The organism is Luteibacter sp. 329MFSha, from assembly GCF_900111665.1.
Taxonomy (GTDB): Bacteria; Pseudomonadota; Gammaproteobacteria; order Xanthomonadales; family Rhodanobacteraceae; genus Luteibacter.
In genome coordinates, this window is record NZ_FOJE01000002.1 from 392034 (window position 1) to 414469 (window position 22436).

General features: G+C 68.6%; 20 protein-coding genes. 9 read left to right on the forward strand and 11 right to left on the reverse strand.

The genetic code is table 11. The features are described 5' to 3' along the window. Nucleotide 1 precedes the first annotated feature (1 nt). Entirely contained in the window at nucleotides 2-760 is a 759-nt protein-coding gene (locus BMW54_RS13015) for a carboxylesterase family protein (RefSeq protein WP_254779328.1), read from the reverse strand. A 65-nt stretch (nucleotides 761-825) separates the two neighbouring features. Then, nucleotides 826-2247: a cardiolipin synthase gene (cls, locus tag BMW54_RS13020; protein WP_090056647.1), complete on the reverse strand. Its 1422-nt coding sequence runs from the start codon at nucleotides 2245-2247 to the stop codon at nucleotides 826-828. Between the two features lie 116 nt (nucleotides 2248-2363). Here cls and BMW54_RS13025 point away from each other — a divergent pair, with 116 nt between their 5' ends. Both BMW54_RS13025 and BMW54_RS13030 read left to right on the forward strand, forming a co-directional pair. Further along, nucleotides 2364-3548, forward strand: a complete 1185-nt coding sequence (locus BMW54_RS13025; RefSeq protein WP_090056649.1) for an MFS transporter — start codon at nucleotides 2364-2366, stop codon at nucleotides 3546-3548. Between the two features lie 22 nt (nucleotides 3549-3570). Further along, nucleotides 3571-4587, forward strand: a complete 1017-nt coding sequence (locus BMW54_RS13030; RefSeq protein ID WP_090056651.1) for a zinc-binding alcohol dehydrogenase family protein — start codon at nucleotides 3571-3573, stop codon at nucleotides 4585-4587. A gap of 21 nt (nucleotides 4588-4608) precedes the next feature. On the opposite strand, the gene BMW54_RS13035 is transcribed toward BMW54_RS13030, so the two are convergent. Both BMW54_RS13035 and BMW54_RS13040 read right to left on the reverse strand, forming a co-directional pair. Continuing rightward, a complete protein-coding gene (locus BMW54_RS13035) occupies nucleotides 4609-5991 on the reverse strand; it encodes an FAD/NAD(P)-binding protein (protein WP_090056653.1) in 1383 nt (460 codons plus the stop codon). A gap of 46 nt (nucleotides 5992-6037) precedes the next feature. Continuing rightward, on the reverse strand, nucleotides 6038-6616 hold the full coding sequence (locus BMW54_RS13040) for a cysteine dioxygenase (RefSeq protein WP_090056656.1): 579 nt from the start codon (nucleotides 6614-6616) through the stop codon (nucleotides 6038-6040). 156 nt (nucleotides 6617-6772) lie between these two features. Between BMW54_RS13040 and BMW54_RS13045 the strand changes: the two genes are divergently transcribed. Continuing rightward, entirely contained in the window at nucleotides 6773-7057 is a 285-nt protein-coding gene (locus tag BMW54_RS13045; protein WP_090056659.1) for a hypothetical protein, read from the forward strand. Nucleotides 7058-7088: 31 nt separating this feature from the next. Here the strand turns inward: BMW54_RS13045 and BMW54_RS13050 are convergent, their stop codons facing one another. Both BMW54_RS13050 and BMW54_RS13055 read right to left on the reverse strand, forming a co-directional pair. After that, entirely contained in the window at nucleotides 7089-7748 is a 660-nt protein-coding gene (locus BMW54_RS13050; protein ID WP_090056661.1) for an energy transducer TonB, read from the reverse strand. Between the two features lie 144 nt (nucleotides 7749-7892). Further along, nucleotides 7893-8720 (reverse strand): universal stress protein, encoded by an 828-nt coding sequence (locus BMW54_RS13055; protein ID WP_175472863.1) that lies wholly within the window; start codon nucleotides 8718-8720, stop codon nucleotides 7893-7895. Nucleotides 8721-8817: 97 nt separating this feature from the next. Here BMW54_RS13055 and BMW54_RS13060 point away from each other — a divergent pair, with 97 nt between their 5' ends. Continuing rightward, on the forward strand, nucleotides 8818-9483 hold the full coding sequence (locus BMW54_RS13060; RefSeq protein WP_090056665.1) for a PAQR family membrane homeostasis protein TrhA: 666 nt from the start codon (nucleotides 8818-8820) through the stop codon (nucleotides 9481-9483). A gap of 69 nt (nucleotides 9484-9552) precedes the next feature. Here BMW54_RS13060 and BMW54_RS13065 read toward each other — a convergent pair whose 3' ends face one another. The 3 genes from BMW54_RS13065 to BMW54_RS13075 form a co-directional block, all read right to left on the reverse strand. Beyond that, nucleotides 9553-11331 (reverse strand): DUF885 domain-containing protein, encoded by a 1779-nt coding sequence (locus BMW54_RS13065; protein ID WP_090056667.1) that lies wholly within the window; start codon nucleotides 11329-11331, stop codon nucleotides 9553-9555. A 71-nt stretch (nucleotides 11332-11402) separates the two neighbouring features. Then, the gene (locus BMW54_RS13070; protein WP_090056669.1) at nucleotides 11403-11885 is read right to left on the reverse strand and encodes a DUF456 domain-containing protein; all 483 of its coding nucleotides are present in this window, start codon (nucleotides 11883-11885) and stop codon (nucleotides 11403-11405) included. Continuing rightward, on the reverse strand, nucleotides 11885-12655 hold the full coding sequence (locus BMW54_RS13075) for a DUF3298 and DUF4163 domain-containing protein (protein WP_090056671.1): 771 nt from the start codon (nucleotides 12653-12655) through the stop codon (nucleotides 11885-11887). The genes BMW54_RS13070 and BMW54_RS13075 overlap by 1 nt, the downstream gene beginning before the upstream one ends. Nucleotides 12656-12746: 91 nt before the next feature. Between BMW54_RS13075 and BMW54_RS13080 the strand changes: the two genes are divergently transcribed. Continuing rightward, nucleotides 12747-13400, forward strand: coding sequence for a protein kinase family protein (locus tag BMW54_RS13080; RefSeq protein WP_090056673.1), 654 nt, complete (start codon nucleotides 12747-12749; stop codon nucleotides 13398-13400). A 5-nt stretch (nucleotides 13401-13405) separates the two neighbouring features. Here the strand turns inward: BMW54_RS13080 and BMW54_RS13085 are convergent, their stop codons facing one another. After that, nucleotides 13406-14182: a ferredoxin--NADP reductase gene (locus tag BMW54_RS13085; protein ID WP_090056675.1), complete on the reverse strand. Its 777-nt coding sequence runs from the start codon at nucleotides 14180-14182 to the stop codon at nucleotides 13406-13408. A gap of 231 nt (nucleotides 14183-14413) precedes the next feature. On the opposite strand from BMW54_RS13085, the gene BMW54_RS13090 reads away from it, so the two are divergent. Next, complete coding sequence (locus BMW54_RS13090; RefSeq protein ID WP_090056677.1) at nucleotides 14414-14803, forward strand: hypothetical protein; 390 nt, start codon at nucleotides 14414-14416, stop codon at nucleotides 14801-14803. Nucleotides 14804-14913: 110 nt separating this feature from the next. Here the strand turns inward: BMW54_RS13090 and BMW54_RS13095 are convergent, their stop codons facing one another. Beyond that, a complete protein-coding gene (locus tag BMW54_RS13095) occupies nucleotides 14914-17934 on the reverse strand; it encodes a TonB-dependent receptor (RefSeq protein WP_090056680.1) in 3021 nt (1006 codons plus the stop codon). A gap of 472 nt (nucleotides 17935-18406) precedes the next feature. Here BMW54_RS13095 and xth point away from each other — a divergent pair, with 472 nt between their 5' ends. The 3 genes from xth (at nucleotide 18407) to BMW54_RS13110 (ending at nucleotide 22435) form a co-directional block, all read left to right on the forward strand. Further along, nucleotides 18407-19273 (forward strand): exodeoxyribonuclease III, encoded by an 867-nt coding sequence (gene xth / locus BMW54_RS13100; protein ID WP_090056681.1) that lies wholly within the window; start codon nucleotides 18407-18409, stop codon nucleotides 19271-19273. Between the two features lie 124 nt (nucleotides 19274-19397). Then, nucleotides 19398-21560 (forward strand): ATP-binding response regulator, encoded by a 2163-nt coding sequence (locus BMW54_RS13105; RefSeq protein WP_090056684.1) that lies wholly within the window; start codon nucleotides 19398-19400, stop codon nucleotides 21558-21560. Beyond that, the gene (locus BMW54_RS13110; protein WP_090056686.1) at nucleotides 21557-22435 is read left to right on the forward strand and encodes an alpha/beta hydrolase; all 879 of its coding nucleotides are present in this window, start codon (nucleotides 21557-21559) and stop codon (nucleotides 22433-22435) included. The genes BMW54_RS13105 and BMW54_RS13110 overlap by 4 nt, the downstream gene beginning before the upstream one ends. Nucleotide 22436 lies beyond the last annotated feature (1 nt).

Sequence of the window (22436 nt, forward strand, 5' to 3'; positions counted from 1 at the left end):
GTCACCGCGTGTGCGCGAACATCCACTCCCAGAGATCCGGCGTCGCATACGCCTTCTCCCACGAGCCGTGATTGACGCCCGGGAATTCCGTGTACTTCACCTGTGCACCGCGCTTCACCAGCGCCGCGTTCATCCGGCGCGACTGCTCGGTCGGCACGACGTCGTCGTCGCCGCCGTGGAAGATCCAGACCGGCAGGTCGCCGACCTTCTTCGCGACCCACGCGAAGGGATCCTGGCCTTTCGGTACGCCGTGCACGAACAGGTCGCGCCCGTCGCGCAGCGGTTGCACGCCGCCGCAGATGATCGCCGCGGCGGCGAAGGTGCCGGGGTGGTCGACGGCGAGCTGCCACGAGCCGTAGCCACCCATCGAGAGGCCGGTGAGGTAGAGGCGCTTCGGATCGCCATGGAATTCCGCGACGCTCTTCCGGAGGGCGGCCATCGCCATGTCGGCATCGGCCTTGTCCGTCCACTCCGTGTCGTCGGGTGCCTGCGGGATCACGACCACGGCGGGGAAATCCATGTGCTTTTCCAGCCACGGCGGAAGGCCTTGCGAGAGCTGCTTGCGGTTGTCGCCGCCGCGCTCGCCGCTTCCATGCAGGAACAGCACGACCGCCGCTGGCCCCTTTGCGTCGGCCGGCACGAAGACCTGGTAGCGGTAGGTCTTGCCATGGACGTCCACGCTGCGCTCGACGAATCGGGCGGGGTCGGCCGCGGCGGCCGTGGCGACCATGGCGGTGAGGGCGGCAAGGATACGGAGCATGGCGGGATATCCAGGAGGCGGAAGGCCCAGTCAAGCCGAGTAACGGCCGTATCGCAAGCCGGTCGTCAGAGGATCGGGTCGAACAGCCGCGCCACGTGCAGCGCCACGCGGTGGAAATACGACAGGCGGCGGTAGTCGTTGGGATTCACCTCGTCCGCGTTCGCGAAGTCGCGTTCGAGCATGGCTTCGACCTGGGTCGCGAACGGCACGTCGACGTTCAGCGCGGCGATCTCGAAGTTGAGGCGGAAACTGCGGTTGTCGAGGTTCATGCTGCCGACGACCGCGGTGTCGTCGTCGATCAGCATCACTTTCTGGTGCACGAAGCCGGGCTGGTAGCGGAACATGCGGATGCCCGCCAGCGTGGCCTCGTGCGCATAGAGCGACGACGCCATGAAGACCGTCCGGTGATCCGGGCGGCAGGGAATGAGGATGCGCACGTCGACGCCACGGTGGACGGCCAGGCGCAACGCGCTGAACACCGCCTGGTCGGGGACGAAGTAGGGCGTCGTGATCCACACGCGGCGCGTGGCCGAACCGATGGCCTGGGTGAAGAACAGCGAGCAGCTTTCCTGGCGGTCGGCGGGTCCGGTCGCGACGATCATCGTCTCCGCGCGGCCGCAGCGCTCGGGTGGCGGCGACGACGGCGGTCGCTCGCCGGTCACCCAGTACCAGTCCTCGGCGAACACGCGCTGCAGGTCGGCGACGGCGGGCCCTTCGATCTCCATGTGGGTGTCGCGCCAGGGCGACAGGGGCGGCTTCGCGCCGAGGTATTCGTCGCCCGCGTTGAGTCCGCCGACGAAGCCCCGCTCGCCGTCGACGACGAGCACCTTGCGGTGGTTGCGGAAGTTGAGCTGGAAGCGATTGCGCCAGCGCCGCGTGGCGAAGCGATGGACGTGCACGCCGCCCGTCCGCAGGCTCTCGACGTAGCTGTCCGGCAACGCGTGGCTGCCGATGCTGTCGTAGAGGAGGCAGACGTCGACGCCGGCCGCGGCGCGCTCCAGCAGCGCGTCGCGCAGGCGGCGGCCGAGCACGTCGTCGTGGATGATGAAGAACTGCACCAGCACGTAGCGATCGGCGCGCGCGATCGCGGCGAACATCGCGCCGAAGGCGGCCTCGCCGTCGATGTGCAGCGCGAGCGCGTTGCCTCCGTGCATCGCCGTCTTGAGCATGCGCCCGATCGCGTCGTAACGGATGTCGCCGGCCTGCGTGGGCGCGGCGAGCATGCCGGGCCGCCCCGGATGCCCGGCCTCCTCGTGCAGCAGGAAGAACCGGGCCTGCCGTTGCCGGTGCAGGTCGACGTAACCGCTGAAGTGGCTGGATCCGAGGAATAGGTAGGGGACGAGCGTCACGTACGGGAGCAGTACGAGGCCCAGCACCCAGGCGAACGCGCCCTGCGCGGTCCTCGTGTGCATCACGGCGTGCATGGCGGCGAACACGCCCGCGACATGAAGCGAAAGGGCGGCGACGGCGATCAGGCTCGCGAACATGCGGGCGCGGCCTCCACTTTCGAATCCGCGGCAACAGTCTTTGGCGCTGGCAGGTGTTTCTGCATGGGGGCCCGGGCAGGAGAATGCACGTTATCGCTTTCCATCGAGCCTAACCTATGAACGTTCCCTCGTCCCGTCTGCCCCTGCTTGCCCTGGCGGTGGCGGCCTTCGCGATCGGCACCACCGAATTCGTGATCATGGGCCTCCTGCCCGAAGTGGCCGCCGACCTTCGGGTGACCATCCCGGCCGCCGGCATGCTCGTCTCCGGCTACGCGCTCGGCGTCGCGGTGGGCGCGCCGCTGCTCGCCGCCCTCACCGCGAAGCTCGAGCGCAAGCGCGCCCTGTTGTTGCTCATGGGCCTGTTCATCGTGGGCAACCTGCTCTGCGCCATCGCGCCGAGCTACGACGTCCTGATGGTCGCCCGCGTGGTCGCGGCGTTCTGCCATGGCTCGTTCTTCGGCATCGGTGCGGTCGTGGCCGCCCACCTCGTTCCCGTGAACCAGCGCGCGCGTGCGATCGCCCTCATGTTCGCCGGGCTGACGCTGGCCAACGTGCTCGGCGTCCCCTTCGGCACGTTCCTCGGCCAGTACGCCGGCTGGCGCGCGACCTTCTGGGCCGTGACGGTGCTGGGTATCGTCGCCGCGTTCGCGGTCGCGCGCTTCGTGCCGGCCCTGCCGAACCTCAAGGCCCCGCACATGGGGCGCGAAATGCGCGTGCTGCGCGAGCCGCAGGTGCTGATCGCGCTGGGCATGACGGTGCTCGGCTTCGGCGGCGTCTTCACCGTGTTCACCTACATCGCGCCGATCCTGCAGGAACAGTCGCACATCAGCCCGCACTGGACGGGCGCCGTGCTCGTGCTGTTCGGCCTCGGCACGACGATCGGCAACATTCTCGGCGGCCGTCTGGCCGACTGGAAGCTGATGCCGTCGCTGGCCGGCATCCTCGTCGCGCTGACGCTGCTGCTGGTGCTGTTCGCGTGGACGATGCATTCGACGGTGGCGTCGATCGTGACGGTCTTCGTCTGGGGCATCGCCGCCTTCGCCACGGTGGCGCCGTTGCAGTCGCGCGTGGTCCATGTCGCCGGGGACGCGCCGAACCTCGCCTCCACGCTCAACATCGCCGCGTTCAACCTCGGTAACGCCGGCGGCGCATGGCTGGGCGGCGCGGTGTTGGCCGCCGGCTACGCGATGCCCGTCGTGAGCCTGGCCGGCGCGGCGGTCACGGTCGCCGGGCTGCTTGCTACGATGGCAAGCGTCGCGCTCGAGCGTCGGGCCACGCCCGCCGTCGCCGGTTGCGCCTGACCCCCTCGGAGACCGATCGAACATGAAAGCCGTCATCTATCGCCAGCCGCTGCCCGCGGACGATCCGCGCAGCCTCGTCGACGCCGAACTGCCCGAGCCGCTGCCGGGCCCGCGCGACCTGCTCGTCAAGGTCGACGCGGTGTCCGTGAATCCGATCGACACGAAGCGGCGTCGCAACGCTGACCCGAAAGGCGTCGACACCGTATTGGGCTGGGACGTGGCCGGTACCGTGGTGGCCGTCGGCGCGGAGGTGACGCGGTTCAAGGCCGGCGACGCGGTCTGGTATGCCGGGGAACTCGAGCGGCCGGGGGGCGACAGTGAGCGGCATGCCGTCGACGAGCGCCTCGTCGGCCGCAAGCCGTCGACGTTGACGATGGCGGAGGCGGCGGCGCTTCCGCTCACCGCGATCACGGCCTGGGAACTGATGTTCGAGCGCATGGGCATCCCGCACGGTACGCAGGGCAGGCCGGCGACGCTGCTGGTCGTCGGGGCGGCCGGTGGCGTCGGCTCCATCGCCGTCCAGCTCGCGCGGCGGCTCACGGGCCTCACCGTCATCGGCACCGCGTCGCGCCCGGAGACCCGCGCATGGGTGGAAGCGATGGGGGCGCACCACGTCGTGGACCACGCGAAGCCGCTGGTGGAACAGGTGAAGGCGGTCGCGCCGGCCGGCGTCGACTACGTGCTGTCGCTCACGCACACGACCGAGCACTTCGCCGCGCTCGTCGAGCTGCTCAAGCCCTTCGGGAAGATCGGCCTGATCGATGACCCGGCCGAGGCGCCGGACATCCGCCTGCTCAAGCGCAAGAGTCTCTCGCTGCACTGGGAGCTGATGTACACGCGGTCGCTCTTCCACACCGACGACATGGGCGAGCAGGGCCGCATCCTCGACGAGGTGGCGAACCTGGTCGACGCCGGCGCCATCCGCACGACGATGCGCGAGAACCTCGGAATCATCGACGCCGCCAACCTGCGTCGCGCGCACCAGCTGCTCGAAAGCGGCCGGACGATCGGCAAGGTGGTGCTGGAAGGCTTCGCCTGACGACGGGAAGCGGCGCTGGAATCAGCGCCGCTTGTCGGGTGAGAGCAGCAGGTTGGCGAGCGCCTGCGCCTGTTTGCGGATTTCCGGAATCGCGGTGGATTCCCACAACGTGCCGCGAAGCAGGCTGCCGATCGCGAACACGTTGGCGCGCGGCTTGCCGGACGCGTCGTGCAGCCGCCCGTCCGTCTCGGCCATGAGGCCCAGGCCTTCGGCCTCCGGCGCCACGTGCCCGCCGAGAACGAGCTGCCGGATCAACGGATGTTCCGTGCGCTGCGTGTCCGTGTTCAGTCCCACGGTCTGGATGACCACGTCGTAGGACTGCACGACGTCGCCACCGCCGGGCACGCCGCGCGTGACGTCGAGGACGCCGTCCGGCGTGAGATGCACCGAGCGCATGCGACCACGGTCGCGCGTGAGGCGGCCTGCCTTTTCCAGCGACGCGATCTTCGCCGCGACCTGCGGCGGCATCCGGTGGCGCGCGCGCTCCCACGCCCAGCGCGCATGGCGCAGGAAGCGGGCGCGCTCGCCGCGCGGAAGGTCGCGCCACAGCGCCTGCGTGTGCGGTCGAAGGCCGTCGATCACGGTGCGCCAGTCCTCGGCGTGTGCCGTGGCATCGCGCAGGCGCCGCAGCCAGGCGCGCACGTTCGGATCGTCGCGCATCGCATCGACGAGTTCGCCGCCGTCGTCGGCCGGCGCGGAGGCGGCGGCGAGATGCGGCTCGGGGAGTTTGCCGTGGCGCGACAGCGCGTCGAAACGCGCGTTCGGCCAGCGCCTGGAGAGTTCGAGAAGCACGTCGACGGCGGTGAGGCCGAGGCCGATCACCAGCACCCGCAACGGACGGTCGTCATCGACGGCGCCGGCGAGGAACGGCCACGGATCCACCACGTAGCGGCCACTCGCGATCGCGGCGTCCTCCACGCCCGGCAGCGGGCGCGGCGGCAGCGAGCCGATCGCGAGCACGGCCGCGTCGGCGCGCGCTTCGTTGTCGCCGTAGCCGATCGTCACGCCGTCGGAGGAGGGCACGAGCGATTCCGCGGACAACGGGAGGATGTTGATGTCGTGGCCGAGCGCGGGCGCGTTGCGGATCGCCTGCGCCACGCGGGACTGCAGAAAATCGCCGTACAGGCGACGCGGCAGGAAGTCGGATCCTTTGACCGACGGGTCGCGTTCCTGCGCGTATTCGAGGAATCCGCCGGGCTTGCTCACGAACATGCCCATCGACGCCGCGCGGACGTTGAGCAGGTGCTCGCCCGAGGGCGTGCCATAGGCGATGCCGCGCCCCGGCTCCGGGGCGCCCGCATACCAGTCGAGATGGAGCGGGGGCTTCGTGCCTCGCTCGAGGAGTTCGCTCACCAGCGTCGCCGCTGCCGCGCCACCGCCGATGATGGCGACCTTATGAAACATGCGTTGGTCCTTCGCCCTGGGCGTGGGGTGGAGGGCCGTGAGACCGTCAGGCCGTCAGGCGTCCCGCGATGATCGATTGCCGCGGTCGTGCGATCCAGTGTTTCGACGGACCGGGCTGCTCATACGCGAGGTACTGTGCCAGATCGCCACCGTACACGTGAAGCGTGAGCGCGGTCTCGTGCCGCGACAAATTGCGGCAGCGATGGGTATGCGATTCCGATGCGTCGAACCACGTGGCATCGCCCGGACCCAGCCACGTGCGACCGGTGCTGCGCAGGCTGTGGTCGACATCGTCCTTTTCGAACGACTCGACTTCCAGCGCGCCCGCGATGGTGGCCTCGAGGCCCCAGAGTCCGCCGTGATCGTGCACCGGCGTCGAATAGCCCGGCGGCCACGCCATGACCAGCACGCTCACGGGCGGCCGCGAGCGTTCCGCGAGCATCCAGCGCTCGAATCCGCGGCGGCGTTCGCGCAGCGGACCGAGCATCTCGGCCAGTTCGGCCGTTCGCCCGTGCAGCACGCGACCGACCTCGCGCCCCATGGAGGCGAGGTCCGGGTGCGGGGCGTCCGACAGATCGAACGCGATGTCCCGCAAGGTCCTGATGATGGAAGTACGCTTACCCATGGAAGGGCGGCCCTGCTAATGACTCTACTGGCCGCGAGTGGACCATGGGGACCGTTAAGGCGCCGTAACCCCGGCCTCTTAAACCGTTTCGCGCGGAGCCGCATCCAAGCTGGCGACCGTCCCGGAGACGGTCACACCGGACCGGAGTACCTGACCATGATCGTCCTCACCTCGCTCGTCGTCCTCGCCATCGGCTTCTGGGTTGCGTTCGCGCTGCTCGGCGCGGTCCTGAAGCTGGCCTTCGGCATCATCGGTGGCGTCTTCAGCATCGTCGGCGCCGTCCTCGGTGCCGTCATCGGCGGCGTGGCCATGCTCGCCATCGCACCCGTGGTGGTGCTGGCGCTCCTTCCCGTGTTGCTGCCCGTCGCCCTGCTCGCGATCGTCGTCTGGGCCATCGCCCGGGCCACGCGCAAGCCCGACGTGGTGGTCGTGCCGCGCTGAGCCGCGGCACGACCGTTCCGGCGACCCGCGTTCAGATATCCCGCAAGTCGAAACTCACCGGGATCCGGGCCCACGCCTTGACCGCCTGGCCGTTCGCGGTCGCCGGCCGGAACCGCCATGCCGCGAGCACCTGGTCGCGGGCCGCCTTGTCGAGCACCGCGTGTCCGCTGCTCGTTTCGATCAGCACGTCAATGGGCTTGCCCGTCTCGTCCACCAGCACGCGTAGCGTGACCGTGCCCTGCATGCGCGAGGCCTTCGCGATGCGCGGATACGCGGGTGCGGGCGCGGCGACGTAAGCCAGCGTCGCCTCGACCGGCGCGGTGGGCTGGCTGGCCGGGGCGATCGTCACGGGCGTGACCGGCGGCGCGGGCGTCGTGCCTTCATCGGTCGTCGCGGCCGGTGACACCGGTGGCGGTGCGTCGACGGCCCTGGGCTGTGCCCGGGCGGGCGCCCGTTTCACCGGCAGCGGCTTCAGGTCGATGGGAGGCGGCGGCACGACGACGGGCTCGACCGGATGATCGATGAGGCGGATGGTCGGCGCCGGCGGTGGATCGAGCGACAGCGTGGCCACCATCGGCCGCATGACGGCGATGAGGGCGGCGGCGTTGAGGGCGATCGCCGCGCTCATCGCGACGATGCGGACGGTATCCGGATGGACTCCGGCGGGGGACTGCGGACGAGCGAACGACATGGGCCACCTCCTGCAACGTGGGGGAAGGTGATGCGCGGTCGGGAACACGGCCGGTGGGGCCGGCGGGGATCGTGTTCGGGTCCGGTTGCAGATTAGGCGGCGGTCGCGGGAACTTGCAATAGGGCCGTATGGACGGCCAGACGGTCAGTGCGCGACGAGCATCGGCACGTCGGACTGCATGAAGAGGAATCGCGTGGTCCCGCCCAGCACCATTTCGGAGAGCCGCGACCGGCCCCAGGCGCCCATGACGATGAGGTCCGCGTTTTCGGCATGCGCGATGTCGAGCAGCGCCGGCCCCGGGGAGGCGCGCGACGCCTCGTCGAGACGTCGCACCTCGGCCTTCACGCCGTGGGTATCGAGCCAGCCGCAGATGTTGGTATCGGGCAGCGCGCAGGTACCGATGTCCTCGTCGACGCTGCCGTCGATCACGGTGACCCGCGAGGCCTTGCGCAGCATCGGCAGCGACGAGCGAACGGCGAGCGCCGACTCGCGGCTTCCGCTCCAGGCCACGAGTACGTGCTCGCCCAGCGTGTCGACCGTCGCCGCCTCCGGCACCACCAGCACGCCGCGGCTCGACGCGAAGACCGTGCGGGAGACCACGCCGAAACCCACGGGTGCGTCGCCGCGCATGGTCGACGAGCGCTCCATCACCACGAGATCGTAGCCCGCCGACGCGTGCGCGAGCAGCGTCACGGTGTCGCCGTTGCCGACGCGCCAGTTGCCGCGAAGGCCGCGCGAGGCGAGCAGTTCCGCCCAGTCGCCGGCGACGGCTCTGGCATCCGTCGATCGCTGGCGCACCGCATCGAGCTGCATCGGCACCGCCTCGGGAACGGTGAAGGCCGCGGCCGGCAGGTCGACGACATGCATCGCGTCGAGGCGTGCGCCGAGGCGCGACGCCATGGCGAGCGCGGCGCGAAGGCCCGCGCCCTGGGGCGGCAGACGGCCGATGTGCACGAGCAGTTCGAGTGTCATGGGTCCATGGAACAACGTCGGCGTGCCGCGGTCAATGTGTCGCCGCACCGGTTCGGTTACCCTCGACCGGTCCCCGTACCCGAATTCCGGAGCAGTCATGGTCATCGACAGCACGCAGCCGCGTTATCCCCTGGGCGAAGAAGTCGCCAGCAGCGTCATCCACGGGATCGGCCTCGTGCTCAGCATCGCGGGCCTGGCGGTGCTCGTCGCGTTTTCGGCGATGTATGGCGGCGCGCGCGCGGTGGTGGCGAGCTCCGTCTTCGGCACCACGCTCATCCTGCTGTACACGGCGTCGACGCTGTACCACTCGATTCCCGGCGCCATGGCGAAGCGCGTCCTGCGAACGCTCGATCACATCGCCATCTTCCTGCTCATCGCCGGCACGTATACGCCGTTCACGTTGCTCGCGCTCCCGGGTGCGTGGGGCTGGGGCCTGTTCGCGACGATCTGGACGCTCGCGATCGTCGGCAGCGCGGCCGAGCTCGGCCTGCTCAAGCGCTATCGCAAGGCGGCCGTGGCGATGTACGTGGCGATGGGCTGGGTGGCCGTAGTGGCGATCGAACCGTTGCGCGACAACGTGCCCACGGGCGGCCTGCTCCTGCTGTTCGGCGGCGGCGTGGCGTACACGGCCGGCGTGCCCTTCTACATGGCGCGACGCCTGCCGTACCACCACGCGATCTGGCACTTCTTCGTGCTCGCGGGCAGCGTGCTGCATTACCTCGCGGTGTTGCTCTACGTGATTCCGGGCGCGCAGGGCGCCTGACATCGCCGCTACGATCGGCTCCCACCTTCGCCAGGGTGGGAGCCGGCCGCATCCGTGACCCGCGCCTGATCAGCGCGCCGAGATCTTCTTCTCCTGCTCCGGCACGAAACGCGTGCGCACCGCTTCCGCCAGCAGGTCGGGCGGCAGCAGGCCCTGGCTGATCAGGAAATCGTTGAACGCCTTGCGGTCGAACTTCGGACCGAGCTTCGTCTGCGTCTCGGCGCGCAGCTGCAGGATGCGCAGGTAGCCGTAGAAATACGCGGTGGCCTGGCCCGGCGAGTTCAGGGTGTAACGGTCCAGTTCCTGGCGCGCCATCGGCTCGGACAGGCCGACGTCGTGCACGAGGATGTCGTGCGCGCGATCGCGGGTGATCATGCCGAGGTTGAGCATGGGATCGAGGAACGCGCGGGCCGCGCGCAGCAGGCGGAACTGCAACGCGATGAACTGGCCCGCGGGTGGCTCGTACGGAACCATCTCGGCCTCCGCGTAAAGCGCCCACCCTTCGACGTTCACGCTGTTGAAGGCGAACAGGCTACGCGTGAGCGAGACGCCTTGCTCCACCATCGCGGCGAACTGGAGCTCGTGGCCGGGTCGGCCTTCGTGCGCGGTGAGCGTCCATGCGGCGGCCTCGAAGGTGAAGTCGTCGTACGTCTGCGTCTTGTCGCCATCCGCGGGCGGGTTGCCCGTGGTCAGCACGAAGGTGCCGCGCTGGCCCGTGTTGCCGATGAACGGCGGCGGGTCCATGTGCGGGGCCGGCGTGCGCGCGTTCTCCGCTTCCGAGGCGAGGCGCATCGCCATCTTGCGCTTCGGGAGCTCCACGACACGCTGCTTGCGGATGATGTCCTCGATCCTGACGATCACCTCGTGGTACGTCGGCTCGACCTTGTCCTTCGCCAGCTGCTTCTTCTTCAGCGCCTTCAGGACGTCGCGGTAGTCGCCGTCCGGGAGGCCTTCGGCCTTCGCGACCACCGGGGCGAGCATCTGCAGCGCGTAGGTCGTCTCCATGAACTCGAGTTCGGCGCGATCGATCAGGTCGCGCGGCGCGATGTCGAGGCCGACCTGTTCGAGGTTGTACGCGTACAGCGGTTCCGGGAGGCGGAAGTCGGTGCGTGCGCGCGGCAGCACGGTCTTCTTCACCCAGGCGTTGTAATCCTTCAGCTGCTGGTCGAGCTTCGCCATCGCCTCGTCGGCACCGGCGATCTTGTGCTCGGCGAACAGCTTGCGGATGCCGTCGACGTAGCGCTGCGTGTTGCCGAGCTTCTGCTCGACGTCCGCCTTGACCGGACCGAGGAGGCTCTTGTCGCCGAGCTTTTCCGTCGTGCGCGCACGTGCCTGATCGACCAGGGGCGTGCAGCCCGCGGTCATGCCCACGTAGCACTTGAGGCGCCCGAGGGCCGCCTTGTTCTGCTCGGGCGTGCTTTCGGCGTTGAGCAGCGAGAACTCGCCGCCGAAAACGATCTCGCCGGCGTCGTACCAGGGCAGCAGGTACTTCGCGTTGAGGTCGATGCCCTTGATGCTGCCGTCGATCTGCTTGAGCAGGATCTGAAGATCCTGCTTCACGTTCGGATCCTTTTCTTCGGCCAGACGCTTGTTCACCGTCTCGCGCACCTGCACGAGCGCGGCGCGCTGGCGCTTGTCCGTGTCGGGACCGAGGTCGGCCGTCTTCTCGTCGTACCCCTTCACGCCGATCTCGGTGGCGGATTCCGGGCTGAACTTCGCGGTCATGTCGAGCAGCGGCTGCGCGTCGGCGTTGCTGCGTGCGATCCAGGCGGGCTGCGCGGCGCTCTGCGCGTGGAGGCTGCCCACCGCGAGCGTCACGGCGGCGGCGAGGGCGATTCGTCGGAACATGCGTGTCTCCCCATATGGTCAGGCGAGACTAGCGGGTGAGGGCGCTCCCGCCAATGTGACCAATGGTCGGGTCAGGCGAACAGCAGCGCGAGCCCCGCCATGCCGATCATCAGGAACGAGATCACGACCTTGGCGAGGATGCCAATGAGCATGCCGATCCACGTGCTGACGCCGACGTGCGCCGATCGCAGCACGCTCTCGCCCGACCACAACTCGCCCGCCACGGCGCCGGCGAACGGCCCGATGACGAGGCCCGGGATGCCGAAGAACATGCCGATCACGGTGCCGACGCCCGCGCCCCACAGTGCGCGCGGACTCGCGCCGATCTTCTTGGCGCCGATCGAGGCCGAAACGAAATCGAGCGCGATGCCGGCCGCGGCGACGATGCCGATCGCGACGAGCCAGGCCCAGCCGAGGTGGCGGTATTCATCGACGGCGGCGGCGAGCCAAATGCCGCCGAAGATCATGGGGATGCCCGGCAGCACCGGCAGGATCGCGCCCGCCACGCCGCCGACGATCAGCGCGGCCGAGAGCAGGTAGAGGAAGAACTCCATCAGTGGAACGCCTCGCGGTATTCCGGCTTCAGGAAGGACGCGAAGGCCTCGCTCGGTACGTCGATCGCCTGGGGACCCGCGGCATACGACGCCACCTGGTACGGCGGAAAGATGAAGGTGAGACCGTGCACCTTGTTGTCCGGGCCCGTGAGCAGGCTGAACACCCGGTAGTGGCCCTTGCCGGGTTCGGTACCCAGGTCGATCTGCTCGCTGTCGGAGGCCAGCGGCGTGTCCTGGTCGTCGAGCGCGGTGAAGAGCTGGCGCCGCGCCTCGGCCGCGAAGGCGCTTTCGGCGGCATGCGGATCGGCGAACAGTTCGCCGATGCCGACCACGCGCCCTTGCTCCATGTCGTAGGTGAAGCTGTCGACGATGGGCGCGGGATGGGCACCGCCCGTGAAGGCGGACCCGTCGACCTGCACGTTGATGAAGCGGTCCGTGCGCGAGGCCACCGCGATGTCCAGGTTGAGGTCCCAGGGCAGTTCGCGCGCCCTCGCGCGGGCGGCGGGCGTGCCGAGACTGGCCAGGAAGTCGCGCTTCTGCCGTTCCACGTAGCGGTCGATCAGGTCGCGCAACGGCGCCGCGCGCGGCGGCAGGTCGGGCAGCGACAGTTCCATCGTGTAGAGGCCATCGTCGCCGGATTCGGTATCCTTGGCGGCGCTCGCCCGTGCCGGCGGCGGCTTGTCCCCGTCGTTCGCGCGGTCGGCGCCATCGCGGCAGGCGACGAGCCCGGCCGTGGCGAAGACCAGCGACAGGATGTGTCGCACCAGCATCTTGCGTTATCTCCCTGCGAGAACGGGCATCTTAGCCTTTCCCGTCGCGGAGGGCGCGTCAACGAACCGAAGGAGAGGCGTGCATAACGCGATGACGGAATCCGTCACCCTGCTCAAGGCCGACGAACTCGGGCGCATCGAACGCGTCGAGCGCGACGGCGTGCTGCTGATCCGCCGCGACATCGCCGCCGCCCGCTGGTGGGCGCGCTGGTTCGCGCGCCGTGCCGCCGCACGCGAGGCGCGGGCGCTGTCCCGGCTCGACGGTCTCGACGGCGTGCCTCGCCTGCTCGCCTGGGACGGTCGCGTGCTCGAGCGCAGCTACATGGCCGGTCAGCCGATGCAGGTCGGCAAACCGCTCGACGAGGCCTATTACAGGGATGCCCTGCGGCTGCTCGCACGGCTCCATCGGCGCGGCATCGTGCACAACGATCTCGCCAAGGAACCCAACTGGCTGGTGCGCGAGGACGGCTCGCCGGGCCTCGTCGATTTCCAGATCGCCTGGACGCGCGGACGGCGCGGCACGCTGTTCCGCCTGCTGGCGCGCGAGGACCTCCGCCATCTGCTCAAGCACAAGCGGACGTACGCGCCGGAGGCCCTGTCGTCGCGGCAGCGCGCGATCCTCGCCCGTCCGGCGCCGCATTCGCGGCTGTGGCGGGCGACGGGAAAGCGCCTGTACAAGCTGATCGCGCGACGGATCTTCGGCTACTGGGACAACGAAGGGCAGGGCCGCGTCCGCAAGGAGTGAGGCGGTTACTTCTCGACGAACGCCCGCTCGATCACGTAATCGCCCGGCTCGCGCGTGCGCGGCGACGCTTCGAAGCCCTCGCCGTCCAGCAGGACGCAGATGTCTTCCAGCATCGACGGGCTGCCGCAGAGCATCACGCGGTCCTCGGCCGGATTCAGCTGCGGCAGGCCCGTCGCCCGGGCCAGTTCGCCGTCGGCGATGGCGTCGGTGATGCGGCCGCGGTTGCGGAACGGTTCGCGCGTCACCGTGGGGTAGTAGATGAGCTTCTCGCGCACCAGGTCGCCCAGGTATTCGTGCTTCGGCAGCTCGTTCTCGATGTAGTCGGAATAGGCGAGGTCGTCCACGTGGCGGACGCCGTGCGCGAGGACGATCCGGTCGAAGCGCTCGTAGGTGTCCGGGTCGCGGATGATCGACAGGAAGGGCGCGAGGCCCGTGCCGGTGCCGAACAGGTACAGGCGCTTGCCCGGCTTCAGGTCGTTGAGCACCAGCGTGCCGGTCGGCTTGCGGCTGACGATGACGGGATCGCCCGGTTTCAGGTGCTGCAGGCGCGAGGTGAGGGGGCCGTCCTGCACCTTGATGCTGAAGAATTCCAGGTGCTCTTCGTAATGGGCGCTCGCGATCGAGTAGGCGCGCATCAGCGGGCGCCCGTCGACTTCGAGGCCGATCATCACGAAATGCCCGCTCTCGAAGCGGAAACCCGGGTCGCGCGTGGTGCGGAAGCTGAAAAGGCTGTCGTTCCAGTGGTGCACGTCGATGACGTGCTCGGTCGCCAATGCCACCATGGTCTTATCTAACCTCGAAACATGAAGGGACGTGCCGCGAGCGCCGTGCGCGGGCGGATGCCATGGCTGGGGAAGCGGCCGCCGGCCGCGCTGCCTCGCGCAAGCGCCGGACCCCGGAGGGCGCGCTCATGGGCGCAAGTTTAAGCCATATCGCCCCGGGACGTCCGGCAGGCGCCCGCCGGCCCCGGCTGCACTAAGATGCGGGGCCTTGTGAAGCGGGAGGAAGCACCGGTGAAACCCGATTATGCCGTGGGACAGTCCTGGACCTATCGCACCCGTCCGGGCGAGGAGGCGTCCCGCGTCGCCATCCGCCGAATCGAGCGTGAGCCCGAGGACGGCGATGTCTTCCATGTCTCGATCCTCGGCGTGAAGCTGCGCAACCACCGCGTGCCGGGCGGCCTGCAGCCGGCGATGAATCACGCCGCCGTCTCGCGCGGCACCCTGGACGCGAGCCTGCTGGCCCACGACGGCGATGCCGACGGCGACGAAAGCTGGAAGGACGGCTACGCCGTCTGGCGCCAGGCGTACGACAACGGCGATGCCGGCATCTTCGAGATCCCGATCCAGGAGATCCTCGGCTACATCGAGATGGTCGTCGCCGCCTCGGGCGAGGTTCGCTAGGACACCGGGCAAAAAAAGAGCGCCCGGTCCCCGTAAACCGGCTGGGGAGGAGCCGGCTTACGGAGAGGGGCGCAAGTGTCACACAGGGATCTTCAGATCGGCGTCGGTCCTCAGAAGTCGTAGCTGACGGCCAGGCGCGCGTAACGCGGGTCCTGGGTGATGAGCGGTACGCGATAGATCGGGTGCGGCGTGCCGCGCGACTCGTACTGGGTCGGGTAGCGGAACGTCGCGCGCTGCTGGTTGAGCACGTTGAACACGTTCGCGGAGAACGCGAGCTTCGAGCCCGCCCATTCCGGACGGTACGTCACGCCGAGATCCAGCTGGAACGTCCACGGCAGGCGACCCTTGTCGCCCGGCGGCGAACGCTTGCCGTCGCACCAGTGGTAGGAGCTGTTGTAGTGCGCGGGATCCTGCTGGTCGGGGCCGAAGTATCCGAGGCACACTTCCGGGGCGCCAGAGATGGCCTGGAGGTTGCCGGATACCTGCCACTCGGGCGCGAACTGCCAATAGCCGTATGCCTTGAACACATGCGTGTGGTCGTTGCCCAGCGGACCATTGGCGCCGTCCATCACGTAACGGTTGTCCCAATCCACGCTGCCCGCGGCGCCCGACTGACGGGTATCGGTACGCGCCTGGCCTTCGGTGTTGCCGTACGAACGCGAGAACACGTAGTCGAACTTGCCGTACCAGGTGCCGTCGAACTGGTGCTCGGCGTAGAACTCGGCGCTGTAGTACTTGCGCTTCGTCCGGGGCATGCCCATTTCTTCGCGGCTCAGCGGCACGACGAACGGGTTGCCCGCCTGGTCGATCAGCGTGAACTTGTTCGAATGGCCGCCGTTGACGAGGTAGCAGCTGTTCGTGGAACCGACCGTGTAGCCCAGCGCCGTGGCCTTGTTCGTCACGACGTCGAGGTCGCAGAAGTCGTCGATGACCGCATTGAGCTTGCGCTGGGTCAGCTTGACGCCGTAGGTCCAGTTCTCGTTCCACGACTTGTCGAAGCCGAGGATGTACTCGTCCTGGTTCTCCGACTTCAGGTCCTTCGCGGCGACCGTGCGCGGGTCGGGCGGGATGCCGTAGGAGTTGTTGCCCGATACCACGTTGCTGAACTGCGTGAGGCCCGTCGGCGTGCCGTCCACCGGGTTGATGCCGGAGTACGTGAAGTACTGCTGCGTCGCGGTGTAACCCGCGGCGGCGCCCGTGGCCGGGTTCAGCGGCAGGCCGAGGTAGTAACGGCCCGCGTTGGCGTAGACCTTGAAGCTGCCGTCGCCATTCACGTCCCACGAGGCGCCGAGGCGTGGTGCCCACTGCGGACGCGTCTGCTTGATGAACGGCTGGCTGAACTGGTTGTAGTCGGTGAACTGGTCATTGCGAAGACCGATTGAAAGCAGCACGCGATCGTTGATCTGCCACTTGTCCTCGATGTACTGCGCCCTCTGGTCGGAACGCACGTTGACCAGGTTGCTCACGACGCTGCGCTGAACCCAGTAGCCCTGCTGACCGTTGGGGAAGGCGCCCGGCGCCGGGACGAAGTTGCGTCCCGGGGTATCGTCGATCGGTTCGTTGGGATCGGCCGACTGCCCGTAGCTCCAGGTATAGCCGGGACCGGGGCTGGCGGTACCGAAGTCGAGGACGCGGGATCGGACATTGTCGATACCGGCGGAAAGCGTGTGGTCGCCGGCGACGTACTGCACGTCGAAACGCAGGTTGGTCGACTTGTTGCCGCGGCCCGGCGAGCTGATGTCGCCGACCTGGCTGTTCTGGATCGGGGTGCCGCCGTTGAGCGCCGGGTTCTGGCGAACCGGGTTGTCGACGCGGACGAGGTTCGGATCGTAGTTGGTCGGCTGCTCGTAGTTCTTGCTCGACATCTTGCCGTAGGTGGCGCTCACGGTCAGGTCGTCGGTGATGTAGCTGGTGTACTTGCCGATCCACAGATCGCCGCCGGTCTTGGTGTCGTTCACGTCACCGAGGCGGACCGTGCGGGAGAGGTCGCGGTAGTTGTAGCCGTAGCGCGTCCCCGAACCCTCGCGCTTGTCGCCGACGCTGGTCACCTCGAGGATGTTGCTGTCGTTGATGTTCCAGTCGAGCTTGGCGTACCAGCGCGGATTCTCGTACGTGTTCGTCGAGGCGGGCGTGCTGCTGCCGACGGAGTTGACGTTACGCGCGCCCGATTTTTCGAACTCGCCCGCCAGGAAGAAGAACAGCTTGTCCTTGATCAGCGGGCCGCCCGCGTAGGCGCTGACCGTGGTCGTCCATTTGTCGTTCTGGCTCTTCGGCTGGTACAGGTCGCCGGCCGGGGCGGACGCGGGAGTGTTCGCGTAATGCAGGTTCGGACCAGAGGCGCGGGCCCAGTTCGGCTCCCAGATGATCTGGGCGCCGTAATGCCACTGGTTGGTGCCGCGCTTGCCGACCTGGCTGATCACGCCGCCGTCGGAACGCCCGTACTGGGCGCTGTAACCGCCCGTATAGACTTCCTGCTGGTCGATCGCGCCATACGGCAGCTGCAGGCCGCCGAGCGCATTGAGCGGATCGGTGGTGTTGAAGCCGTTGATGTAATACGCGTTCTCGTTGGCCGCGGCGCCGCCGAAGCTGACGACCGACTTGCCGGTATCGCTGGCGAAGCCGCCGCCGTTGTTGACCACGCCCGGCGCGAGGCGCGCGATGGCTTCGGCGGAACGGCCCAGCGGCATGCGGGCGAGCTGCTCGGAAGTGATGACCGTGCGGGAGTCGACCGCGGTGACGTCGATGCTGGGAAGCGCGGTGCCGGTGACCGTCACGCCTTCGAGGCTTTCCGCGTTGCCGGCGGCCGCCGGTGCGGCGAACGAGACGTCGGTGCTCGCGCCGACGCGCAGGGTGACGTTCTTGCGCGAATCGACGGGTGCGCCGTCGCGCATCAGGGTGACGCTGTACGTGCCCAGCGGCAGCTGCGTCGCGCTGTAACGCCCGTTCGCGTCGACCCCGACCTCACGACGGAAACCCGTGCCGCTTTCGAGGACGATCGTCTGGTTGCCACCTGCCGGCACCGTACCGTTGAGGCCGCCGGTAGTGGACTGCGCATACGCGCCTGAAACGCCGCCCAGGCAGGTACAGACCGCCAGTGCGAGTGCGCTCCTGCGAAGAAAATACTTGTTCATGCCTTCCCCGAAATGTAATGCCCCGAAATAACGACGAAGCACGGGGCCGTGGCGCCGGACCCCCGTCCGGTAGCACACGATGGAGCCTCGATGCCCCCGCCCGCGCTCCATCGCCACACCATCCATTTATCACGATCCAAATGGATAAGACGAACGGTTTACAGCACGGGATCGCGGTTGTCCAGCAGGACATTGCGTGTCGCGAACGGCCGTCCAGCCGTCCAAACGACATGCCGCGTCGCAGCAGAAAACGATGTAACTATGGGTTTTTGTGGACTTTCGTGCATGGGCATGCGGCTGCCGAAAACGTGCATATCGTTGGCCACTCCGGTCGCAAAAATTCATGCCCCGCCGGGTTCGTGCGGACGCGATCTCAGGTCGGTTTAGATCGAGGCAAATGTCATGCCAACGGCCACTGCTACGTTTTCACGCCATCACCGGGCGTCGACCGCCGCTCCCGGAAAGTCGCCGCATGAAGATCGCGACGTACAACGTCAACGGCATCCGCTCGCGCCTGCCCCACCTGCTCGAATGGCTGGAACGCGAGGCGCCGGACATCGCCTGCCTCCAGGAACTGAAGGCGACCGACGCCGGCTTCCCCATCGACGCCATCCACGACGCGGGTTACGGCGCCCTGTGGGCCGGACAGTCGTCGTGGAACGGCGTGGCGATCCTGGCGAAGGGCGTCGATCCGGTGGAGAGCCGCCGCGGCCTGCCCGGCGATCCGAAAGACTCGCAGAGCCGATATCTCGAAGCCGCGGCCCATGGGGTGCTGGTAGGGTGCCTCTACCTGCCCAACGGCAATCCCTGGCCGGGACCGAAGTTCGACTACAAGCTCGCCTGGTTCGAGCGGCTGATCAAGCACGCGAAGGGTCTCATCGTGTCCGGCCACCCCGTGGTGCTCGCGGGTGACTACAACGTCGTGCCCACGGACGAGGACATCTACGATCCGAAGCACTGGCGTCGTGACGCGCTCCTGCAACCCGAAAGCCGCGACGCGTACGCGCGCCTGCTGGCGCAGGGCTGGACCGACGCCCTGCGCGCGAGGCATCCGGACGAGCGCATCTACACGTTCTGGGATTACTTCCGCCAGCACTGGCCGCGCAACCGCGGCCTGCGGATCGATCACCTGCTGCTCTCGCCCGACCTCGCCGCGCGCCTCGAGGACGCCGATGTGGATCGCTGGGTCCGCGACCAGCCCAAGGCCAGCGACCACGCCCCGACCTGGGTGCGCCTTGGCAAGGCGGCGGGTCGCCGGAAGGCCACGAAGAAAGCGGCGGTGGCGAAATCGCCGACCGCGGCGAAGAAATCCACCCGTGCCAGGAAGGCGTCCGGTTGATCCGCAGGGCAGGTGTCCCAACGGAGTAAACGTTTTCGGCACGAGTTCTTACTGCGACCGCACTTGCCAGCACGGGCAGAGTTCATAGACTAGGCGGGTATCGGGGGAGTCGGACCAGGCACGCATGAAGATCGATGGCGGTAGCGGCAAGCGCGCCGGGCCAGTGATGCTCAGCGACGTCGCCGAGCGTCTGCGCAACCCGCGCATCGACCGCATCGTGGCGAGCTTCCGCGAATACCACGTCTCGCTGATGCGCACCGTCATCCTCGGCTTCATCGTCGTGTGGAGCGCCGCGTGGCTGCATGGCCCCGTGAAGATGGCCGTCGAAGCGAACCGCGTCGTCCCGGTGGCCGTGTCGCTCTTCGTCCTCAGCACGTTCTGGATGCTCGGCGTCCGTGCGGGCTCGCTGAGGCAGAGCAGCGCGATCGACGCCGTCGGCAGCATCGCGAACTTCGCGATGGTCGCGGTGCTGCTCAAGGTCGGCTTCATGCTGGTCATCACGCTGACCGCCGTGCTGCCCTTCCTTTCGGTCGCGCTCGGCGTGCGCTACAGCCGCCGCGTGTTCATCGCGGGCGTGGTGGCGTCCGTGGGCGTGCTGCTCGTGGTCGCACCCGATGGCTACTGGATCGCGCGCCCGGCCTATGCGCTGTATGCGCTGGCGCTCGTGATCGTGCTGCCGATGACGCTCTACCGCGTGATGGACGCGCTGCGCGAAGTGTCGGCGGAAGCGATCGCCTCGCGCGAAGCGCAGCACCGCTTCATCTCGATGATGAGCCACGAGATGCGCACGCCGCTCAGCACAGTGATCCACTCGGCCTCGCTGATCGACACCTCGGCGATGTCCGACGACCAGCGGCGTCTGGTCGCGTTGCTCTCGACGAATGCGAACGCGCTGCTGCACCGGGTGAACGCCGTCCTCGACGTGGCATCGTTCGCGGGAGGAAGCTTCACGCTGCGCCACCAGCCTTTCGCGTTCGACGAAGTACTCGCCACCGTCGGCGCCGTGTGCCGCTCGTTCGCGGCGGAGAAGCGCGTCGCCTTCAGCCTGGCGCGCGACGCGACCGTCGACGGCATCTTCGCCGGCGATCCGGGACGCATCGAGCAGGTGCTGTCGAACCTCGCCTCGAACGCGGTGAAGTTCACGCCGCCCGGCGGCGCGGTCGACGTGCGCATCGAACTGCTCGCGGGCATCGGCGGCCGGGATCCGACGATCGTCTGCACGGTCACCGACACCGGCATCGGCATCCCCGACGACGACAAGCAGCGCATCTTCGATCCGTTCCACCAGCTAAGCGCCGGCGAGGGACGGCGCCAGGAAGGCGTGGGGCTGGGCCTCTACATCGTGCGCAACGTGTCCGAGCAGATGGGCGGCACGCTGGAGGTCACGGACAACCCGATGGGCGGCTCCGTGTTCACCTGGCGCTTCTCGCTTCCCCACGCAGCGCCCGGTGCGCGCAGCGTCGCGGATACGCCGCTCGTGGAACTGCTGGACGATCATCGCGGGCGCGTCGCGTCGCAGCGTTGCCTCGTCGTCGACGACAACGCGGCAAATCGCGAGATCGTCGGACGCATCCTCGAACGCGCCGGCCACGTCGCGGTGTTCAGCGCGAGCGGCGACGAAGCCCTCGCCCGTCTGGCCGACGAACGTTTCGACATCATCTTCATGGACCTGCACATGCCCGGCAGCTCGGGCTGGGACGTGCTGGGCCGCATCGAGGGCGCGCGGCGCATCGGGGCCGTGCCGCCGATCGTGATGCTGAGCGCGGATTCGAGCCACGATGCGGTGCGCATCGCCTTCCGCGCCGGTGCGCGTGCCTACCTGACCAAGCCCATCGCCGCGCAGCGGCTGCTCGACGTCATCGAGTCGGTCGCCGACGAGCGCCGCCTCGACCATGCCGCGCGACGCTGGCAGGGGAATGCCGAGGCGGGCGACGAGCGGGACGCGAAGACGCCGCTGGACGACATGCGCGCCCTGACGAGCCCCGCGGAATTCGTCGGCTTCGTCGACTTGTGCGCGCGTACGGCCGACGACTACCTCGCCAGCCTGCGCGCCTCGGCCCTGGCGCACGACGTGGCGGTCGCGTCGGAATCGCTGCATTCGCTGCGCAACGTGCTCGGCAACCTCGGCGTTCCCGGCGCAGCGCACGTCTGCGACGACATCGGCGTGCTCATCGAGGCTGGCGGCGACATGCGCGCCGCGGTGCCTGAAGTGGACGCGCTCACGCGTTCCGTGCGCCGGTTCGTCGAAAGCCAGCGCGAAGTCACCCGGTCCGCCGTCGACGCATGACGGCACGCACGGAACTCGACGGTCTCGCCACGCGCATCGCCACCGGCGAGCTCGCCGTTCCGGGTCTGAAGCCCGACAACGAGGCGAGGATCGTTTTCCGGGGCGCGGCGCCGCACGAACGCCGCCCCTTGTCGGTGGTGTACCTGCACGGGTTCACGGCGAGCCAGGCGGAAGGCGCGCCGGCGCATCGCGCCATCGCGGACGCCTGCGACGCGCATCTCTTCCTCAACCGGCTGACGGGACACGGCAGCGCCCTTCCGGACGCGATGGCGGGCATCACGCCCGAGCGCTGGCGTGCCGATGCCGACGCGGCGCTCGACATCGGACTCGCGCTGGGCGAGCGCGTCGTGCTGGTCGCGACGTCCATGGGTGCGTCGCTGGCGCTCGACGTCGCCGCGCGGCGGCCGGAGGCGGTCGCCGCCGTCGTGGCGTGGTCGCCCGGCATCCGCGTGCACGACGCGGCGCAGCTGCGCGCGGCCGTGCTCCTCGAAGGTCCCGTCGAACCACCGGGCGAGCGCTCGCCGTTCCAGCGCCGCTACTGGTCCAGCATCGTCCATTCCGACGCCTATCGGGCGATCGCACGGCTGTTCCTCGAATGGATGCGGCCCGAGCACCTCGCGGCCGTGACGTGTCCCGTGTTCTTCGGCGTCTGGGACGGCGGTGAAGGCGACCGCGACACGCTGACTTCCGTGGCCGCCATGCGCGACGCGTTCGGCTGGCTCGGCACGGCGGCGGATCGCCGTCGGCTGGTGGCCTACGACCACGCCGCCCACGTACTCGCCTCGCCCGAGCGCTCGCCGGCCGCCGGTCGTGTCCTCGCCGATTCGCTGGCGTTCCTCCGCGACATGGGCATCGCCGCGCGCGAAGCGCCCTGAG